Origin of the sequence: Vibrio sp. 1-Bac 57 (assembly GCF_037546855.1) — a bacterium.
Lineage (GTDB): Bacteria > Pseudomonadota > Gammaproteobacteria > Enterobacterales > Psychromonadaceae > Psychromonas.
Genome location: NZ_JALAAC010000006.1, coordinates 129,030 through 149,088 on the forward strand (window position 1 = coordinate 129,030; position 20,059 = coordinate 149,088).

At 37.6% G+C, this 20,059-nt stretch carries 13 protein-coding genes; 5 read left to right on the plus strand and 8 right to left on the minus strand.

Annotated features, from left to right (window positions below):
* Window positions 1-3: 3 nt before the first annotated feature.
* The 4 genes from MT391_RS05835 to MT391_RS05850 all read right to left on the minus strand — a co-directional run bounded on the left by MT391_RS05835 (window position 4) and on the right by MT391_RS05850 (window position 10,081).
* Entirely contained in the window at window positions 4-435 is a 432-nt protein-coding gene (locus MT391_RS05835) for an ATP-binding protein (protein ID WP_499497190.1), read from the minus strand.
* A 282-nt stretch (window positions 436-717) separates the two neighbouring features.
* Window positions 718-2,385: a methyl-accepting chemotaxis protein gene (locus tag MT391_RS05840; RefSeq protein WP_499497191.1), complete on the minus strand. Its 1,668-nt coding sequence runs from the start codon at window positions 2,383-2,385 to the stop codon at window positions 718-720.
* A 267-nt stretch (window positions 2,386-2,652) separates the two neighbouring features.
* Window positions 2,653-5,004, minus strand: coding sequence for a penicillin-binding protein 1C (pbpC, locus tag MT391_RS05845; RefSeq protein ID WP_499497192.1), 2,352 nt, complete (start codon window positions 5,002-5,004; stop codon window positions 2,653-2,655).
* A gap of 97 nt (window positions 5,005-5,101) precedes the next feature.
* Window positions 5,102-10,081: an alpha-2-macroglobulin family protein gene (locus MT391_RS05850; protein WP_499497193.1), complete on the minus strand. Its 4,980-nt coding sequence runs from the start codon at window positions 10,079-10,081 to the stop codon at window positions 5,102-5,104.
* Window positions 10,082-10,563: 482 nt separating this feature from the next.
* On the opposite strand from MT391_RS05850, the gene MT391_RS05855 reads away from it, so the two are divergent.
* Window positions 10,564-11,571, plus strand: coding sequence for a zinc-binding alcohol dehydrogenase family protein (locus MT391_RS05855; RefSeq protein ID WP_499497194.1), 1,008 nt, complete (start codon window positions 10,564-10,566; stop codon window positions 11,569-11,571).
* A gap of 200 nt (window positions 11,572-11,771) precedes the next feature.
* On the opposite strand, the gene MT391_RS05860 is transcribed toward MT391_RS05855, so the two are convergent.
* From MT391_RS05860 to MT391_RS05875, 4 genes are all read right to left on the minus strand, one after another.
* Complete coding sequence (locus MT391_RS05860; RefSeq protein ID WP_499497195.1) at window positions 11,772-12,719, minus strand: LysR family transcriptional regulator; 948 nt, start codon at window positions 12,717-12,719, stop codon at window positions 11,772-11,774.
* A 314-nt stretch (window positions 12,720-13,033) separates the two neighbouring features.
* A complete protein-coding gene (locus MT391_RS05865) occupies window positions 13,034-14,341 on the minus strand; it encodes a TRAP transporter large permease (RefSeq protein ID WP_166369954.1) in 1,308 nt (435 codons plus the stop codon).
* Between the two features lie 20 nt (window positions 14,342-14,361).
* Window positions 14,362-14,841 carry a TRAP transporter small permease gene (locus tag MT391_RS05870; RefSeq protein ID WP_166369952.1) on the minus strand — a complete coding sequence of 160 codons (480 nt, stop codon included), beginning with the start codon at window positions 14,839-14,841 and terminating at the stop codon, window positions 14,362-14,364.
* Window positions 14,842-14,909: 68 nt separating this feature from the next.
* Complete coding sequence (locus tag MT391_RS05875) at window positions 14,910-15,866, minus strand: TRAP transporter substrate-binding protein (protein WP_499442253.1); 957 nt, start codon at window positions 15,864-15,866, stop codon at window positions 14,910-14,912.
* A 969-nt stretch (window positions 15,867-16,835) separates the two neighbouring features.
* Here MT391_RS05875 and MT391_RS05880 point away from each other — a divergent pair.
* The 4 genes from MT391_RS05880 to MT391_RS05895 all read left to right on the plus strand — a co-directional run bounded on the left by MT391_RS05880 (window position 16,836) and on the right by MT391_RS05895 (window position 19,949).
* Complete coding sequence (locus tag MT391_RS05880; RefSeq protein ID WP_166369948.1) at window positions 16,836-17,150, plus strand: DUF883 domain-containing protein; 315 nt, start codon at window positions 16,836-16,838, stop codon at window positions 17,148-17,150.
* Window positions 17,151-17,191: 41 nt separating this feature from the next.
* The gene (locus MT391_RS05885; RefSeq protein ID WP_499497196.1) at window positions 17,192-17,611 is read left to right on the plus strand and encodes a hypothetical protein; all 420 of its coding nucleotides are present in this window, start codon (window positions 17,192-17,194) and stop codon (window positions 17,609-17,611) included.
* A gap of 12 nt (window positions 17,612-17,623) precedes the next feature.
* Window positions 17,624-17,869 (plus strand): hypothetical protein, encoded by a 246-nt coding sequence (locus MT391_RS05890; protein ID WP_499497197.1) that lies wholly within the window; start codon window positions 17,624-17,626, stop codon window positions 17,867-17,869.
* A 499-nt stretch (window positions 17,870-18,368) separates the two neighbouring features.
* The gene (locus MT391_RS05895) at window positions 18,369-19,949 is read left to right on the plus strand and encodes a BCCT family transporter (protein ID WP_166369942.1); all 1,581 of its coding nucleotides are present in this window, start codon (window positions 18,369-18,371) and stop codon (window positions 19,947-19,949) included.
* Window positions 19,950-20,059: the final 110 nt, after the last annotated feature.

Below are 20,059 nucleotides of genomic sequence, written 5' to 3' on the forward strand. Positions count from 1 at the left end.
TATCTAGGGTTGCCACTTCTTTCGCATTTTTTTAATTGTTTCAGCAGGAACATCATGAATGCTGATGAACTTTCCTGTGCATACTTTAATTTGTAAGGTTGCATTATACTTTTTGGCTAGTTGTCTATAAGCTTCCATCTCCCATTGCTCCACAAAGGTATTAGCGACCACCACATTGTGCTGCAACTTTAAAAAATGCTGACACTGTTGTTGGCACCAATCATGAGCTTGTTTGAGTAAAGCAGGTTGAAATAGATAGCGATCACTGTCATTAACAAAAAACATATCAGCTTCTAAGTGCTGCGTTGTATATTGCGCTTCTTTAACTATTTTTTTAGCTAAAGTACTTTTTCCACTTCCCGGTAAACCTCGAATAAGTATCAGAGTTAATGAAGGTGTAGATGAAGGCATAGTTAAAGGCATAGGTAAGGGCATAGATGACTCTTTTTATGTGTTTTTATGTGTTTTTATGTGTTTTTATGTGTTTTTATTCCTGCAATCATAACAAAGAAGTAACACTACATTACAAAACAGCAAAAAGGAGCTAGTGTAATATCAGAACTCGTTATTTTATTAAACTTAGTTCCTGATACCTATGTAAACTTATCTCATGATATCCATAGAAGATTAGATTCAAATAATAAAGCAATAACCATGTTAATTAACAATATGACGCAAACGAGCATATGAATAATATACTCGTTGCTCGTCATCAAGTTACTTTATTTTAAATTGGCCCACTAATTGATTTAGTTTGTTACCTTCAATTAATACACCGCGCGCAATTTTTTCAGCTTCACTGCTACCTTCAGTTAATGAATTCACAATACTTTGGATTTGATAAACATTACGAGTGATCTCTTCCGTCACAGAACTTTGTTCCGTTGCCGCAGTAGCAATTTGAGTACTCATATCATTGATAGAGGTAATACCAGAAGTCACCGAATGTAAACTATCTGAAATAGCACGCGATGAATCCACAGAACGTACACTTCGCTCTTGACTCAGTGACATCGCTTTGGCAGAAAGCTCTACTAAACGATGTAATTCACCAAGCATTTCATTGATTTCAAGGGTACTCTTTTGTGTACGGCTTGCTAGGCTTCTTACTTCATCTGCCACCACAGCAAAACCGCGCCCATGTTCTCCTGCTCGCGCTGCTTCAATGGCTGCATTCAATGCTAATAGATTAGTTTGATCTGCAATCGCACCAATCACACTCAACACCTTATTAATTTCTTGCGATTGTTCCGTTAAAGCATTCATACTGCTTGCGGCACCATTAATTTCCTCTACTAAAGCAGAGACTTCTGTTAATGACGTTTCAACACAACTTTGGGCGTGATTAACATCTTCTGAAACTGCGCGGGTTGCTTCCGCTACTTGATTAGTATTGCTTGCAACTTCATTAGCCGTTGATGACATTTCAGTCACAGCAGATACAACTTGCTCTGTTTCATTGTTATGATCTTTTAATTGTGTCGCAATACCGCGGCTTTGTTGGTCCATATCACGTCCAGCTTGATTGATGCCAATCGTCGCTTCACTGATATCAGTAATGATATTTTTCAATTTATCAACAAACAGATTAAAAGAACGGCCTAATTGTGCAATTTCATCGTTTCCATTAATTTCAAGGCGTCGAGTTAAGTCTCCTTCGCCTTTAGCAATATCATTTAAGTTATCAGCCATACGTTGAATCGGTCTTACCATTTTAACTGCAGCGATATAGATGATAATGGCAGTAACAATGATTAAGGCGATCGAAATCATGAAAGTAAACATTACTTTCTCAGATAATGCTTTCTCAGCTTTATTGGAATAGTTAGCGATTACTTTTTCAATATCATCAACATAAGCACCAGTCCCTATCATCCAATTACTATTGGGGATCATCGTTGCATAACCAATTTTCTCGATTTGCTCAGAAGAACCTGGTTTTTGGAAATAAAATGAATAGATGCCATCGCCCTTTTGAGCTGCATTTAATAAACCAACAATTAATTTATTGCCTTTTGTATCTTTTAAATCAATAAAATTTTTGCCTTGCATTTCAGGTTTTACTGCATGGAAAATACTAGTGCCTTTGGTATCATAAATATAAAAATATCCCGCACTACCAAATCGAATATCACGCAGTGCGGCATCAATATCACCACCACTAGGTAGAGATTTTTGATAAGCAATAATGCCTAACGCAATTTCAGTAACTTCTCTTAGTTCTTGCTTACGCTCTTTCATCAAGGATTGACGAAATTCAGTAACATCTCGCTCAAGTCCTTCTTTTTCTACAGAGTAAGAGATAGAAGAAAGTGAAACAATAATGATCACTAATGGCAATAGGGTTAGTAATAACAGCTTTTGAAGAAGATTTAATTTATTCATACTCAGTCCTGCTCCTCCTTTTAAGGAAGTGAAAATAATGCATAGGGGTAAAAATGCATAGGGGTAAACATTTGCGCTGAGTATAAGCAATTTGCATATTTTTGCTTACTTATAATGTAAAAAAATAATCAATTAAACCCCATTTTAGAGTTAGATCTAACTTACTTTGTTTAACCGTATGATTACAAGGCAATTTATGGGCTTTATTAAGGCAGTTAGGTTTTGTCTAGGTAGTTATTTTTACAAAATAAACTACTTAGATAAAACCTAGAATGATATTAAATCATCTTTCATGGTAAAAGTGATTCGTCCCGTTACGCCATGTTGATCAATGGCAACAAGCTCCGCTTTTCCTTGTAATTGAGGTAATAATTTTAAAGTGAATGCACCGGCTTGTGTGGCCAACCATTGTCCATTTAAATACCAGCTAACTTTCCCCGAAGCACCCGCGGCATAGACAGTTTGTAGAATTAACTCCTGCTGCTGTCTATATATTTGTTGTTGATTTAATAAACCAACAATAGTAAGTGCATCAGCTTGTTTGGGGATCACTAAACAGTGAGGAGAATAGATGGGAATACGGTGTCCTCTTTTTTCATTAACGGCAAGCCAAGGTTCTAGCTGTCGAGGCCATACACTAACTTTTTTATGCTTTGCCACTAACGATCCACAATGACCCGATAAACGCAGCCCGCTATCGGCATCAATCATAATGTTTTCTATCACCTGATGAAAAGCTAATCCCGATTCTATTTGTAGCGTTCTCGGTGTGACCCCTCCTTTAGTAAGTGCAACAAAACGGCGATCACAGCTACCTTCACTTAAATGGCTCGCTCTGCCATCGGGCCAACAAATTTCTTTTTCCTGTACGTTAAATGGCCGCTCAGGCATTGCTGAAACAGATTGAAGATCCGCTTGTTTTGCATTATTTAACATGCTCAACACAGAAAATAATGCTGGCGCTGCGGTGGTTACGCCTAGTGCACCTTTTAATGGCTCTCCACTGGGTTTCCCAACCCACACACCAATACTATATTGTTCAGTGCTACCAATTGCCCATGCATCCCGGCTAGACCAACTTGTACCAGTTTTCCAAGCAAGTACTGGACGTACTTGTTGTGAAACACCCCAACTAAATTGTGCAGGAGGAGTTAATCCGGTTAAGGTTTTCCATGTGATCCAAGCTGCTTCATCACTAACTAATCTACGTCCTTTAACTGCATTATTTTTGCTATTTTTAGGCTTTTCATTAGTTTCGGGCTTTTTAAAAATAAGTGGTTTAACCCAACCTTGATTAGCAAAACTACTGTGTAAAGTCACAAGACTTTGTAATGAAATCCCCGCACCTCCTAATATAACGGACGCATTAGCTTGACCATTGGGAATACGTAATGGATACAATACATGTGCAAGTTTATTCACAAACTTTTGTTCTCCATAGGCTTCAATCAATTGCACAAAAGGAATGTTCAAAGAGCGTTGCAATGCATCCGTTACAGTCACAGGGCCATCAAACCCTTTAGCAAAGTTACCGGGTTGATAGCGAGAATTTAAACGAGGCACATCGGCTAATAAGGATTGTGAATGAATAAGGTTGTCATCAATCGCTAAAGCGAATAATAATGGTTTTAAAGTTGATCCAGGAGAGCGGATAGCTTGAATCATATCAACGTGGCCAGCACGACTTGCATCTAACATCGAGGCAGATCCTACATAACTGACTACATGTTGTGTTTGATTATCAACCACCAGCACAGCCATCGAAACACCAGCCCCCTGTAACATCGCATATTCTTGAACGTAACTACTAATTTGCAGTTGTAAATCACGTTTAATATAAGTATTGATAACGGCTTCATTGGGGTTTTCTTGATGTAATCGCCTTGCTAACAGCGGTGCTACAAAAGGTTGCTCAGGTTTCCATACCACCACAGGTTCTTGTTTTACTTGTTTTCCTTTTTGTGGGCTCCAATCGCCCTGCTTGACTAGTCGATCAATGACTTTATTTCTTGCTTGCGTGGCACGTTGAGGATAACGATCTGGTCGATATCGCGAGGGAGCTTGTGGTAAAACCGCTAATAAAACAGCTTCAGCAGGCCGCAACGCCGAGGCAGGCTTTCGAAAATATTGATAACTTGCAGCTTGCACACCTTCTAAAGTGCCACCAAATGGGGCGTAATTAATGTAAATATTTAATATTTCTTGTTTGCTTAAATACCATTCTAATTGTAAAGCGCGCAATACTTGCTGTAGTTTTCCCAATAAAGTACGCGGATGAGGGTGTAATATTCGTGCAACTTGCATGGTGATAGTTGAACCACCAGAAACAATACGTTGATGGATTAAATATTGCCATGCTGCTCTTAAAAAACTAATCGGATTAACACCAGGATGCTGATAAAAATAACGATCTTCATAGGCAATTAAGGCTAATAAATACTCATCGGAAATATTTTCTATATCGACTTTATAACGCCACACTCCTTGCTGATCCGCAAAGGCACGTAACGGGTAACCTTGATCATCTAATACCACGCTAGCGAAATCCTGTTGCTGATCAGACAATAGTAATGGATAACAACGATTAGCAATCCATAAACTACACAGCACTAAAATCATGAATAAAAAGCACCATGCTAAACAAAGCCATGGCCATTTTAATAAGCCTTGATAGGTTGTCTTTGTCACTACACCAGTAAACCGCTGAAACACAAGCTTAATCAAGTGCTTTCACGTCAATATGCTTAATGCTTCCACCAACACCGTATACAGAAGGTTGATACATAGATTCAACACGTACCGCAGGCACCACATATTTGCCGGGGTTTACTGCACGTGACAACACGTATAACGTTTGAATCTGTTGCGCACGCAAATCCAGCGCAGCCACATAACGATCATCTCTATATTCTTGATGTACAATATTGGCAGTCACTTCCACCTGCTCACCTTCAATCATAAGATCTGACAATTTTAAACTGTTGTTTAATTGTTGGTTTTCTAACTCCACCCCAGCCGGCATCAAATTAACCAGTAATGCATCTGCCACTCTTTGTTCGCTGCGCACTGTAATGCGCGTTAATAATAATTGCCCTGATTGTAAAGTACTATTATCAGGCAGCTCTATTGCACTGTTTTTATCCACTAAGAAATGTTGTGTAGTCACTTTAATACCATGGTCAAGGTCATAATCAGGCTGTTTTTTTACGCCAGACCAATCGAAGGAAGCATATACAGCTCTAGTGCCTGTATTTTTAAAACTCGTTTGAATCCCTTTGTTTTGATTATTATCGGTTGTAATATTTTGATGATATTCACCGCTTGTTTGTAGCGCTATATTGTTATCATTAATGAGCAGATCACCCTGCCATTTGTGTGCTGTATATTGTTTTTTCATGGTCATTGCCAAGGACAAAATAGCACTACGTTCTTGAGTGCTTAACCACTGTTTTTGCTGCATGTTTAATGCTAAATCAGGTACCATCTTTAATGCTATTTGTTGTAATGACGCGTTTACTGAAGCTGAGGTTAATATTGCATTAATAGCCATCGCTTGATCGCGCAATTCACTACCATAATCTCCGAGGTAATCTTGTCCACGTTGTTGCGTTAATGCTTGTTTAATTAAAGCATTCCCCTCTTGTTCACTACCGGCCATTAACATCGCTAAACCAAGGTGAACACCAGGTAATTTACCGATTGCCGCTGGCATATCTTTTTCAGCAATATCACGTAATGGCCCAAGGGTAATACTATTTTGTTTTGCTAACACATAAGCGGCATAGGCACGATAAGCGGCATCATAATGCTGCGGGTTACTAGACCAAGTGTTAACACGATGGCGACTACGAGAGCTTAAATAACTTTGCAAACGTTGTGTGGCTTTATCCAACATATCCGCTGGCACCGTCACTCCATTTGCTTGCAAATCATAAAGAAAGTCGGTGGCGTAAACAGTTAACCAGTGCTGCTCTGGTGAATGATTACTCCATAAACCAAAGCTACCATCAGCGCGTTGCAATTGACTGTATCGTTGAATTGCATCTTGCATTTTTTGTTGTGCCATCTGTGTATCAACAGCTTCTATATTGCTCACTGGACTGTGCAATGCTGTCACAAATGGACGTGATTTACTGGTGGTTTGCTCTAGGCAGGTATAAGGATAATCCGCAAGATATTGCCAGTGTGCCTGTGCATCTAAATGTGGGTTTAATGCCACTGACAATTGTAATTTTTTACTACTATCAGTAAAAGCAGAGAGCGAATCGTTTGGCAATGTCATTTGCTCATTAGACATTAACAATGCTTTCTCTGAGTGGTATTCACTAGCTTGTGTTGGGCGAACAGGTAATGCCCAGTGACGCTTAATAACAACCTTCCCTAAAGCCATACTGGCATTAATTTCACCCTTCCCTATTGCTTGCTCAGCATCTAAAGAGAAATACAACGTCTGCTTTTTATGAGGCAATAAAGTGATATTTTTAACCTGTTTCTGCGCTAATAATTTGCCACCGACACTGAAGGTGAACTCGCCTTGTAGAGGTTTATCTGTGCTATTACTTAAATCTAACGCAATCTGACTATTATCACCCTGCGCCATAAATTTTGGCATCGCCACTTGCATCACCACAGGTGAAGCAACCTTGACGGTTTTTTCTGCTTTAGCAAATTGTGCTTTATTGAATACAATCGCGGTCAAATTTAGTTGTCCATCAAAGGCAGGTAATTGTAGAGGGATCTCGGCGATACCTTGTTTAACCGATACTAACCCGCTGAATAGACTTACAATTTGTACTTCACTTTGTGCTTGTTCGCCACCACGTGTTAATGCGGCATCGCCTCCCCAACGTATGTTTGCCGAGTCTCCTAATAAGGGAGTCATCACTTGATCGTAAACATCGCTTATGGCGCCTTGATAAGCTCGCTGGCTATAAAAGAAATGATGAGGGTCTTCTACCTGATACCCACTCACGCTCAATACACCTGCATCAACGGCGGATAAAGTGACTTTGGCATCTCCGGTTACAGGATTGCCCTGTGCATCTTTTACCAGTACTTTGGCCGTTACTTGCTGATTTGGTATCCAACTTAATGCAGTATCAATTTCAACATTTAATTGACGATCACTTCGATTCAAAGGCAAAGGAATAATACCAAAACTACGCTTAGTGATGGATTTGGATGCATTGTCAGCTGCTGAGACAACAAAAGCAGAAATGTACAAATCATGCCTAGCAAGATTTTTCGGTACGCTTAAGGATAACGTAGACTCACCTTTGTCTATTTCCACTAACTGTTGCCATAATACTTGGTCGGATTCGATTGTTACCAATGCACTACCCGATGTAGGCGAACCAATACGTAATATTAAGTTTTCTCCTGGTAAATAAGCGGCTTTATCTAACGCCAAATTGACACGATCAGGTCGGATCGTCGCACTATTATTTTGCCAATCGTTATACCAATCCTGTCCAGCGCGAAAATGATAAACAGTTTGCGCTTGCGTTGTTAAGTCAGTAAGTTGTAATCGGTAATCACCCCATTCAACTTGTTGTGATAAGTTCAGTGGCGTTGAGTCGACAAAGCTAAGTATACGGTCATCAACAACATACTCTTTTTCTATACGTTGATAGTGCCAGCCATTATTATCGTTATAACTCCAAAAATAACGTTTTTCTTCACGTATCAATTCCGCTTTCACATTACCGGAGGTAAGGGGTTTCCCCGCTTTATTCAATTTTAATAGACTGAAATTTATACCACTATTACTTGCAGATTGGTCATTATCAAAGCCTGGTTTTACCGCAATAAAGCTGGCTTTAGGCCATAATAAATTATCATAATAACGGTTAATTGCACGTCCACCTGTTTCAAAAAGACTGTAATGCAGGCGCACTTTAACGGGTACATTCCAATCACTCCAATCTTTATCTACTTTCGTAACAACTTGCCCAGTTTCATCTAACTGAGCATCTGCCAATTCGAAATTTTCATTCCGAGCACCGTTAATATCCCCCACGTAATAATCAGGCCATTGTTTAAATGGGTAAGTCCAAGCTGACACACTGACCTTAGTTTGTAATTTATTACCTGCGGCAGCCGCACCATACAAATATTCTCCCAACACATTAACGGTTAGCTTTTGTGTGGCATTGAAACTATTTAGTTTAGTGGTGTTTAATGCTTCTTCGCCGTTAAAAATTAAGCGCATACGATCCGGTAAAAAATCTTCTACTTTAAAATGAAAACGCGCACTATATTGACTGTTACCTTTAGCATTAACTTTAGCTTGCCAATTACCCATTGGACCAGATTTAGGCAGATCAAGTTGATATTGATAGTAACCATTTTTTTTATCAGTTGCTTTCAACCAAATTGATTTGTAAGTGCTTCCATCAGGTTTAAACACAGTCACGCTTAATTCAGATGGCAGTACTTGCCCATCCGCATTACGCTGTAGCATATTCAACCTTAAGGTTTCACCCGGACGATAAATATCTCGCTCAGAATAAACAAATATTTGACTATCACTGTGCGTTGGGCCAGCTACATTGTAATCTGAAAGGTCAAAACGTGGATGTTGGTAAGGTAATACAGTTACTTGTTGGTCATTACGCGCCACAATTAATGCTAAACGGTCACTATTATTAATACTGACTTTACCCGATGAATCGGTGGTTAATGAAGAAAATCGTGTTGATTTATTATCTAAAAAATCTATCTGTACATTCGAAAGTAATTGTCCGGTTTTAATATCTTGCGCAATCACATAGGTTTTTGTCGGAAATTGACGTATTTGTAAACCGATTGCAGACACCGAAAACCAAGTAGCTGCATCGAATTCAAAGCCCCCGGGTTTACCGATAGTGGCAAAATAAACACCGCTTTCATTGGCCCATTTTTTATCTGCAATGGCAAATTTTGTAACATGGCGTTGATTGGCTTTACCTGCAGTTTCAATGCGAGCCGTATAGATATGTTCAACCATTTCCTCACGGTTTGCATTTTGGTAATGATAGGCGCCGCTATTAGCAATATAATCGAAGTCACCAATAAAACGGCTAAGTTTATCGGCTTTAACGCGATAAATATTAAGGTTCGCAGCTTCAACATTGACTGAATAGATACCTAAATTTTCAGAGTGTCCTGGTACTAATATTGCACCCGCTTGCATTTTAAAACTAACAACTGGCTGCATTGCTCTTGTGGTGACTGAATATTGTGAAGCTTTATTAAGAGAGCTGTCATTTTCAGCCATTAATCCAGCAATCACATTAATTGTATAATCAGTTTGCGGTTGAATACCAAAAAATTGTAACTTTTTCCCGTCTTTGCTCAACACGGGAGTGGCTAATTTAGGGGAAGTTTCAACAAAACGATCAAAGTTTTGTTCTGCTTGTAAGGGACTATTAAACAATAATTCGATGGCATTGCTATTGCCCACTTCACGCTCGGAGACATCCAGTAACCTTAACGCTACTGATACTGCAGTCGATTTGGGATTCGGTGCGACATTGACAGTGCTAGCTTGCTGCTCAACTAATTTTTCAACCGGTAATTGCTCTGCAGATAATTGTTCGGCAGTCGAGGATTCAGCAATCGATGGCTCAGCAACTAATGGTTGATCGGTATTTTCCTGGCACCCTAATAATAACAAACAACATAAGCTGACATTTAATACTTTATTAAACCACATGAGGACTCTCCAATTACTGTTAACTATGAGCTGTTAACTATCAGCTATAAACAATGAGTTGTTAGCTATCAGTTATTATAAAAATGACATTAAGTTTATCTTAAAAATTCTATCATAAACTATTTTGTTAACGAAAAAGTGTCCATTCAGTGATCAATCATGTTCAAAAAGTGGCAACGTACAGCGAAGTCACTATTGATGCACAATAATAAATAATAGTAAGCCCTAATTGCAGGCTCTCTGGTCCAGATATTTAAATAAAAATCATTTAATTCAATCATTTCATCATCAATTTAAGTCTTAATCTGAATTCAATTAATAAATTTTATTCATAGATAGTCTTTAATTGTGGGGTATTTATTCCATAATAATTGGAACTTTCTTCTCTGTGCAACAGCAGCAGAACCCTTCAAAATGTCCCCATTAACGTAACTAACAGCGTAACTAACAAGCGTAACTCATTAAACTGAAGAGGATTTAAAATGAAAGCAATTGGATACCAACAAAATTTACCCGTAGAAAATGAACTATCTCTGCAAGACATAGAATTAGAGATGCCTATTGCACAGGGACAGGATATTTTGGTTGAAGTTAAAGCTGTTTCGGTAAACCCTGCTGACTTTAAAATTCGTCAGACGGCCCCTGCTCCTGAAGGTGAATACAAAGTATTAGGCTATGACGCTACAGGTGTTGTTAAATCCGTGGGTGAAAACGTAACCTTATTTAAGCCTGGTGACAAGGTTTGGTATGCTGGTGATGTAACTCGCTCAGGTAGTAACGCACAATATCATCTTGTTGATGAACGTATTGTTGGTGGTTTGCCAACTACATTATCTTACGGTGAAGCAGCGGCATTACCATTAACCAGCATCACGGCATGGGAATTGTTATTCGATCGCCTTAACGTGGCAAAAGATGATGCATCTAAAAGTATTTTAGTCATTGGTGCTGCCGGCGGCGTGGGTTCAATCATGGTGCAACTATTAAAACGACTAACAAAACTTGAAATTATTGCAACGGCATCACGTGCAGAAACTATTTCTTGGTTAGAAGATTTAGGTGCTGATAACATTATTAATCACCGTAATCCTTTAAGTGAAGAGTTTGCAGCAAAAGGCTTAGCAAATGTGGATTATGTTGTTAGCTTAAATAATACAGAGCAGCATTTAGTTGAGATTGAAAAAGTCATTAAACCTCAAGGCAAGTTTGGTTTAATTGATGATCCAGCGACATTAGATATCGTACCTTTTAAAACTAAAGCGGTTTCAGTTCACTGGGAGTTAATGTTCACACGTTCAATCTTCAAAACAGATGATATGCAAAAGCAGCATGAAATTTTAAATAACGTGGCGAATATGATTGATAAAGGGCAAATTAAAACTACAGTGGGTCAAAATTTAGGTCCAATTAATGCCGCTAATTTACGTAAAGCACATCAGTTCCTTGAGACGCAAACTGCAAAAGGTAAAGTTGTTTTAGAAGGTTTTTAAGAACCATTGTTTTTAAGAACCATCGCTTTAACCTTACTTTTTAGTAATAAAGCTCATGTAATGAGCTTTATTACTAAACCCTGTAAATAATTTATTGTCTGAGCTATATTTTGGGTGTCATTGCAGTCAAAAACTGACTATTAATCTTAAATATTTACTCTGGATAATCGAAGCGAAACCATCGCTATCCAGTGCTAATTTTATTTATAAAGCTGTTTGTAATTAGGGATATGTTCAACCCAGAAAGCAGGCTCACCGATATAATTTTGCACCGTTTTAATAAACTCACTGACCAGTAAAGTTTGTTTACGATGTGGATATAGAGCATAAATGGCGGTATCCATATTTGATAGTTTATAATCAGTTAACAACGCAACTAACCCCATCTCTTTAATAGGTTTTTCTAAATTAAAAAGATCAATCAAAGTATAACCTAGTCCAGCTTGCACCGCCTCCATCATAGCGCGAACATCGCTCACTTTGTAATTGCCGCGCATTTTAAATGTTTTCTGTATATCGCTATGCGCTTGTTCACTTATTTTAATTTGATCCAAGCTCACATCGCCATTGCCATAGATAACCGCGGGTAAAGCGATTAACTGTTCAGGTGTTTGTGGTAAGCCATGCCGAGAAATAAAATCTTCAGATGCAACTAACGCAAAATGTGTATTAGCAATTTTTTTAGCAATTAAACTGGAATCATCCAATTTGCCAATTCTAAAGGCTAAATCAAAGTGATCTGCAATAATATCGCTGCGTTTATCATCTAACATCAATGTTATTTTTACATCAGGGTATTGCTGCATAAACAGGTTAATCGCAGGCTGGATGAATTGTTGCCCAAAAAACATCCCCGAAGTAATACGTAACATACCTTTCGGTTCAACCTGATAGGAATCAGCAATACTTTTCATATCATCCAGCGTATCCATCATAATATGGGCTTGATGCAGAATCTCTTCTCCAGCAGAAGTCAAAGAAAATGAACGTGTTGAGCGATTCAGTAGTTGCACACCTAGCTCAGTTTCTAGTTTTTTAATTTGTTTCGATAATGAGGAGTTATCCATATCATGAATAGCCGCAGCTTTAGCAAAAGAGCCCTGTTGCACCACATCGATAAATAGCATTAACTGATTAGTAATTGACAATTGAAACTCCCTACAAACGGTTACTGATAACTTTAAAAGTTATAAAGGTAATATCTTACCATTCACAGTGTGACTCACACCATAAGCGATCAAAGTATTGCGGAATAATAATAATCAAAGTAAATCTGAGAGACAAAGATATTTAATACGACCAGGCGGGAGTTAACTTATTAGGCTTTTAGCTTAATACCAAAATCAGTCCACCGAAAGGTTTTCTGATTTTGGCCGTTTGAACAATAACAATGATATTAAAGCGCATTAATTCATTAATGCGCTTAAGTGGTTAGCTTAAGAGATTCGATTAAGCATTCAGATTAAGAAATTAATCCAAAGAATCTTGGTAAGAATAAACTAATCTCAGGAATGAAAGTGATTAATAATAAGGTCACAATCAATACCGCACAAAATGGCATAATACTTCTTATTACATTTTCAATCTTAGAGCCGCTCACACTGCAGCCAACAAATAATGCGGTGCCAACGGGTGGTGTTGCAATACCAATACATAGATTGAATATAAGCATCATTGCAAAGTGAATTGGATGCATACCCAGATGCTCTGCAATTGGCATAAATATAGGTGTAAAGATCAATACGGCAGGCGTAAGATCCATAAACATACCAACAATTAGCAAAATTAAATTCATTAGAATAAATATAATAATTGGATTATCAGAAATTGATAACATCCAATCGCTTATCATCGTCGGTAAACCTGTAAAAGCCATTGCCCATGACATAATGGTTGATGCACCAATCAAGAACAGCATAATACCGGTGATCAGTGTTGTTTCTTTACAAATTGTTGGAAAATGTGACCACTTAAGTGTTCGGTAACAGAGTGATAGGGTGAAAGAGTAAAGCACAGCTATACACGCGCCTTCTGTTGCAGTAAATACACCGCCAATAATCCCCCCAATAACAACAAAAATAAGCCCTAAACTTGGTGTTGCTTGCCAAATAATTCTTAATACATCTTTAGCTGTGAAGCCGTCATTGGCACTTGTTTTATAGCCTTTCTTTTTAGCGATAAAATAAGCCACAACCATACAACTTAATCCCATTAAAATACCAGGGACATAGCCTGCGATAAACAGTGCGGCAACGGATGTTCCACCCGATACGACTGAAAATACAATTAATGAGTTACTTGGTGGAATCAGTAAGCCTGCAGGACAAGATGCAACATTGACTGCTGTTGCTAAGTTTTTGTCATAACCTTCTTTTTCTAGTTCTGGACCTAAGGTTTTACCAACTGCAGCAGCGGCAGCAACTGCAGAACCAGAAACGGCACCAAACATCATATTAGCAAATATATTTACGTGTAAAAGAGATCCTGGGATCCAACCAACCATTAGCTTTGCTAGGTTGATAAGCCGCCCCGCAATGCCACCGACATTCATAATATTCCCAGCGAGAATAAAGAAAGGGATAGCTAATAAACTGAAACTATCAATACCAGTAATAATTTTTTGGCCGGCTGTAATACTTGCTACATCAAAGGGTAAAATGAAGTACATGATGGTTAAAGATGACATGGCAATAGCAATGGCAATTGGCACGCTTATCGCAATCATGAATAAAAATAGGCCTAGTAGCCAAACACCAATGGACAAGTCCATAATATGAATCCTTTTAAAATTTATTTTTTGTGAGGTTTACAAAAAAGTTCAATCGTATTTAATGTCAAATAAATAAGAATAATAACGGCTGAAATAGGTAATATTGAATAAACGGTAGACATTGGTAGTTGCAACGCAGGTGATAGTTGTTGGCCGGTTCTTCCCATCAGTGCAATACCACCTTTAAACATTGCTAAAGAGACAAATGCAAAAGAGATCCCATTGATGAGTAATTGTAATGCTGTATGTGCTCTTCCTCTAAGATAGCCATCTAATAGCGTTATCGCTAAATGTCCTTTAACACCAAATAAATAACCAGCTCCTAATAATCCAAGCCACACCATCGTATAGCGAGCAAGTTCACCAGTCCAGCTGCTTGGGTCATTTAACACATAACGACTAAAGACTTGCCAGGTGACGGTTACTACTAGCAACATTAATGCAAAAGAAGAAATAAATAGAATCAACCTATCAAGTAGGTTTCTGAAAGATGTTAACATGTAGTTATACCTCGAAGGATTTTGCCCTAGCAAGGCCAGGGCAAAATTATATTTTTACTAATACTTATTTAAAGTGCTTCAATTTTATCAATGAAGTGCGCTAACTTAGGATCTTTTTTAGCTTCATCAATCATTGGTTTAACAGCTGCGCGGAAAGGGGCTTTATCAACTTCAATAAATGTTACGCCTTCTTTGATGCCTTTCGCTTTATTCATGTTATCCGTTGCGTCCCAGATTTTGATCTGTTCTTCAAGAGACTCTGCCGCTGCTTCTTTTAAGATTTTTTGCTCTGCTGCTGTTAATGAATTCCATTTGTTTTCTGAAATGATAATCACATCAGGGGTCATCATATGCTGATCCATAGAGTAAAATTTAGCAACTTCACTATGTTTCATTTCAACTAAGCTAGAAATATTATTTTCTGCACCGTCAATTACGCCCTGTTGCAAAGCAGTGTAAACTTCATTGAATGGTACAGGTGTCGCTTTACCGCCTAATAAATTAACCATTTCCATCATAGTTGGAGACCCTGGAACACGTACTTTCATGCCGGCTAGATCTGCTGGAGAGTTAATTGGTTTTTTAGCGTAAAAGCTACGTGTACCTGAATCATAAAAAGTAAGACCAATGAAACCTTTACCTTCGCTTGAAACTAACATCTCTTTTGCTGCTTCACTTCTCATGAATTTTCTCATGTGTGGAACATCACGGAATAAGAAAGGTAGCGCATTAACTTTAAAAGTGGGTTCGAAAGATTCTGCTAAACCACCGTTGATTTTAGCCATATCGATAGCACCCGTTACCACTTGCTCCGCCTGATCACGTTCAGAACCAAGTTGTCCATTTGGGAAAATCTTAATAGTAAGGTCGCCATCAGACTTTTCTTTAACTTTCTCAGCCATGATAACCATACCTTGGTGAGCAGCACTTTCTAGAGACATAGCGTGCCCTAAGTTTAGTGTTTTAGCATATGCACTTGGTGCAAGTAGCAATGTAGCTACTAAAGGTAATAAGATCTTTTTCATTATTTTCATTTCCTTATTAAAAATATTTATTTTTGTAATCATGGTTCATTAAATAAATGGGTAATGACTACAATGAGTGGTAAAAATTTTTGTAAAAACTGTGTCGTTATTAATCGTCTACCCTTGTATATTACAAACAACATTAAGTATTACAATAATAAAACATACGGGTATGATACGGATCACGCTTAGTCCCTACAAACTTAGACCTTTATCACTATTAAATGATGTTCGCATAAATATCAAAGAATCCAATCAGATGACCAAAAACAAACAAAAAACAAAATAAACAATCAAAAACAACAGCTTAAATTAAATTTAAAAACAAAAATCAAGTATTTAATACCTATCACTCGTGAGATAGTATTTTCAAATTTTAATGTAGCGACAATTAACTTATTTAAAACAATGATTAAAGTTGAAATAAAGCCAACACTTGTACTACAAATGGGAATATTAATAATTATTCAAAATTAAGTACTTCCCCTATTAATTCAATTTAGTACAAGCAGTTAATTCACAAGCAAACACGATAAGATTTATATGCTCTATTACTTCACACATTCACTGTCACATGAATCATATGTAGAAAAAATATAGATGACCTTATGTTTGAATAAGTAAAAGGTTTGAATAAGTAAAAGGATTTGAATGGCTCAAAAGGTTTGAATAAGACCAAACATCTAAGGGGGAAGTCATATTCACACTAATAGATGAAGTAAACGTCATTAGAATCACTATTTGTTATATTGTGAAAATATTACAACGAATGCCTGAAAAATTTACATGCCCGCTTTTAATGTCACTCGAATGAAAACAGTAAGTAACTGATAAGTAAACATTAAATAACTGGCCCATTAGTTGCAACTACCTTATTGAACACAATATGAAGTAATCAACATTACCGAGATTACATGAGATTACATAGTTCAATCATTGTCGATTTCAATAACTGAAGAGGAAAATAAAATGGCACAGTCAAAACAAGCAACGAAAGCTGATTTAAAAAACACCTTAAAAGAAGATCACCCAGTTACTGATAAGTTACAAGATACGTTACACGATTCTGTAGATACATTAGCTGATAAAGTAGGTACAGCTGAAGAATCATTACGTGAAACTGCGCACAGCAGTTCTGAAACACTAGCAAAGAAACAGGGTGAAATAGAAGATAAATGGAATAAGTCTGCGGTTAAAAAATACGCGACAGAAAACCCAATAGCTGCTGCTGGTATCGCATTCACTGTTGGTATGCTGGTCTCATCACTATTAAAAAGAAAGTAAAAAGTGAAACCGTCAAGTAAACAATCGAAGCGAAGGTTAGTATGGATATTCCAGAGCAAAAAGACTCATTTGAAAAGCAACCTGATAACGATTTAGAAGAACAGTCAGCATCATTTCAGAACACTTATGACAGTTTAGAAACGTTATTAGGCAGTAAAGTAGTCAAGCTAATTGCCGCCAAGAATTTAGTTGCCGCTGAGGCTAAGTTAAGCCTCAGCGCGATTCTACTCTCATTTGCTATTAGCATTACATTAATAGTGATTACAGTCATGGTATGGGCACTACTTAATGTCGGTATTGGATTCATCATTTATTACTTAAGCTTATCCCTGAGCATGCCAATTATATTATTGCTAGTGATTAATATCGGATTAGGGTTTTGGTTATTTAAACAATTAAAAAGCATATGGCAGTTAGTTGGATTTAATGCAACGCTGGCGCAACTTGCACTGAAGTCATAGCAGGATAAAAATATGAAGTTTATTATTCAGAACGAGATAGATGCAGTACGTCTTACTGAGCAAGAATACACTAATGCCAGTCTCCTAGATAAGCAAGCCACACTTGATGCTAAAGCTAATATCGATACATTATTAGCATCAAAAAAGGGGCTCATGGCTTCTTTTGGTGCAGGTTTTGCCAAAGGTATCGTTAGTCAACCAACCTCCTCTACTAAGTCTATATTACCCAGTTTAATACAACTATTTATGAAGCTATAAAGTTTAGCGGCAACTTAACATTACTAATTGCCAATAAAAAAACTAAGCAAAGCAAAATTAACCCAATGGCTAAAAATCAACTTCAACGTTCACTTAAATAGGCAAAGCGTATATGGTTAGCTCGAACACTTTCAAACAACTTGCAGCTAATAAACAAAAAGATACAGTGAATAATCTAACCAAACTAAAATAGAATTACTATTGAATACCTTTACCTTAACAGTACTAATTAGCCACTGAATAATTATTTTTTGTCGTTTTATTTAACTGCAAAAAACTATGTTCTAATAGTGAATAAAAGTTAGATATTTACTGATTACATTGTACTATCGCTATGCGGTAACCGTTTCACCCTCAAAGGTGCAACAAACATTAATTAAGCTAAGCTAAGCTAAGCTTAATCATCAATAACAACGATTAACGACGGTTAATAATTTTTTAAGCGTTTTAATTTACTTTTTAATTAACAGATGTTTTAAAGGCATAAACGAATAATATTATGGATAATCAACAACAAAAATACAGTATCGAGACTACTGACTATCAGGTAGGTCAAGATAACTTACAAAAATGGGGGTTTGATATTCACAACCCTGTCTTTGGTACCAGTGCAGGACTTATTTGCCTATTCATTGCAATCACCTTACTAGTCGACCCAATCACAGCTAAAGAAGCATTAAATAGCGTCAAAAACGGTATTATGGAACAATTTGACGTGCTATTCATGTGGGCCACTAACTTCTTTCTTCTTTTCTCCTTAGTGTTAATGGTTTCGCCATTAGGAAAAATTCGCATCGGAGGTAAAGAGGCAAAAGCTGAATATTCGACACCATCATGGCTAGCGATGCTATTTGCAGCAGGAATGGGTATCGGTCTTCTTTTTTGGGGCGTAGCAGAACCAACAGCTTACTTTACAGATTGGTGGGGAACTCCCTTTAATGTAACCCCTTATACACCCGAAGCAAAAGCACTCGCAATGGGCGCAACTATTTTCCACTGGGGTATTCATGGTTGGGCTATCTATGCCATTGTGGCCTTATCATTAGCCTTTTTTGCTTATAATAAAGGGTTACCTTTATCAATTCGCTCTGTCTTCTTTCCTATATTCGGTGATAGAGCATGGGGATGGTTAGGGCACGTTGTTGATATCTTAGCGGTATTAGCAACACTGTTCGGTTTAGCGACTTCTTTAGGATTAGGTGCACAACAAGCAACCAGTGGTATTAATCATGTATTTGGTACCGACGGTGGCTTGGGCATGCAATTTATAGTGATTGCTTTTGTTACTTTTATTGCTATTTTATCGATCATTCGAGGTATTGAAGGCGGTGTAAAATTACTTAGTAATATCAATATGATTTTTGCATTTGCTCTACTTTTATTTGTGGCTTACGTAGGTTTTGACATTATCGTAGTCACCATTCCAGAGACCTTTATCGCTTATGCTGAAAATATTGTTGCATTGAGTAACCCTCATGGCCGTGATGATACAGTTTGGATGCAAGGGTGGACCGTCTTTTATTGGGCTTGGTGGATCTCTTGGTCACCATTTGTAGGTATGTTTATTGCTCGTATTTCTAAAGGCCGTACCGTTCGCCAATTCCTATTCTGCGTGATCTTTGTACCCACTTTTATGACCATTATTTGGATGGCTATCTTTGGTGGCATTGCAATTGATCAAGTTATTAATAAAGTAGGTGAGTTAGGCGCCAATGGCTTAACAGATATATCGTTAACGTTATTCCACGTATACGATGCATTACCTTATGGTGATGTCATCTCTGTAATTTCAATTGTTTTAATCCTGATATTCTTTGTTACATCTTCTGACTCAGGGTCATTAGTTATCGATAGTATTACTGCAGGCGGTAAAATTGACGCACCGGTTCCTCAACGTATTTTCTGGGCAACAATAGAAGGTGCTATTGCAGCTGTAATGCTGTGGATTGGTGGTAAAGAAGCACTACAAGCATTGCAATCAGGTGTAGTAACCACTGCACTGCCCTTTACTTTTGTACTGTTGATTATGTGCGTGAGTTTAATCAAAGGCTTAAATAGCGAACGATCTCTATACAAATAACGCACTGCTACAGGACTAATCTTAATAACTTTAGCCGGTAACAAATTAGAGATTAACGTAGCCGATATTAAGCGCTATCAGGGGAGACCTTGCTAGCGCTTTTTAGTAGA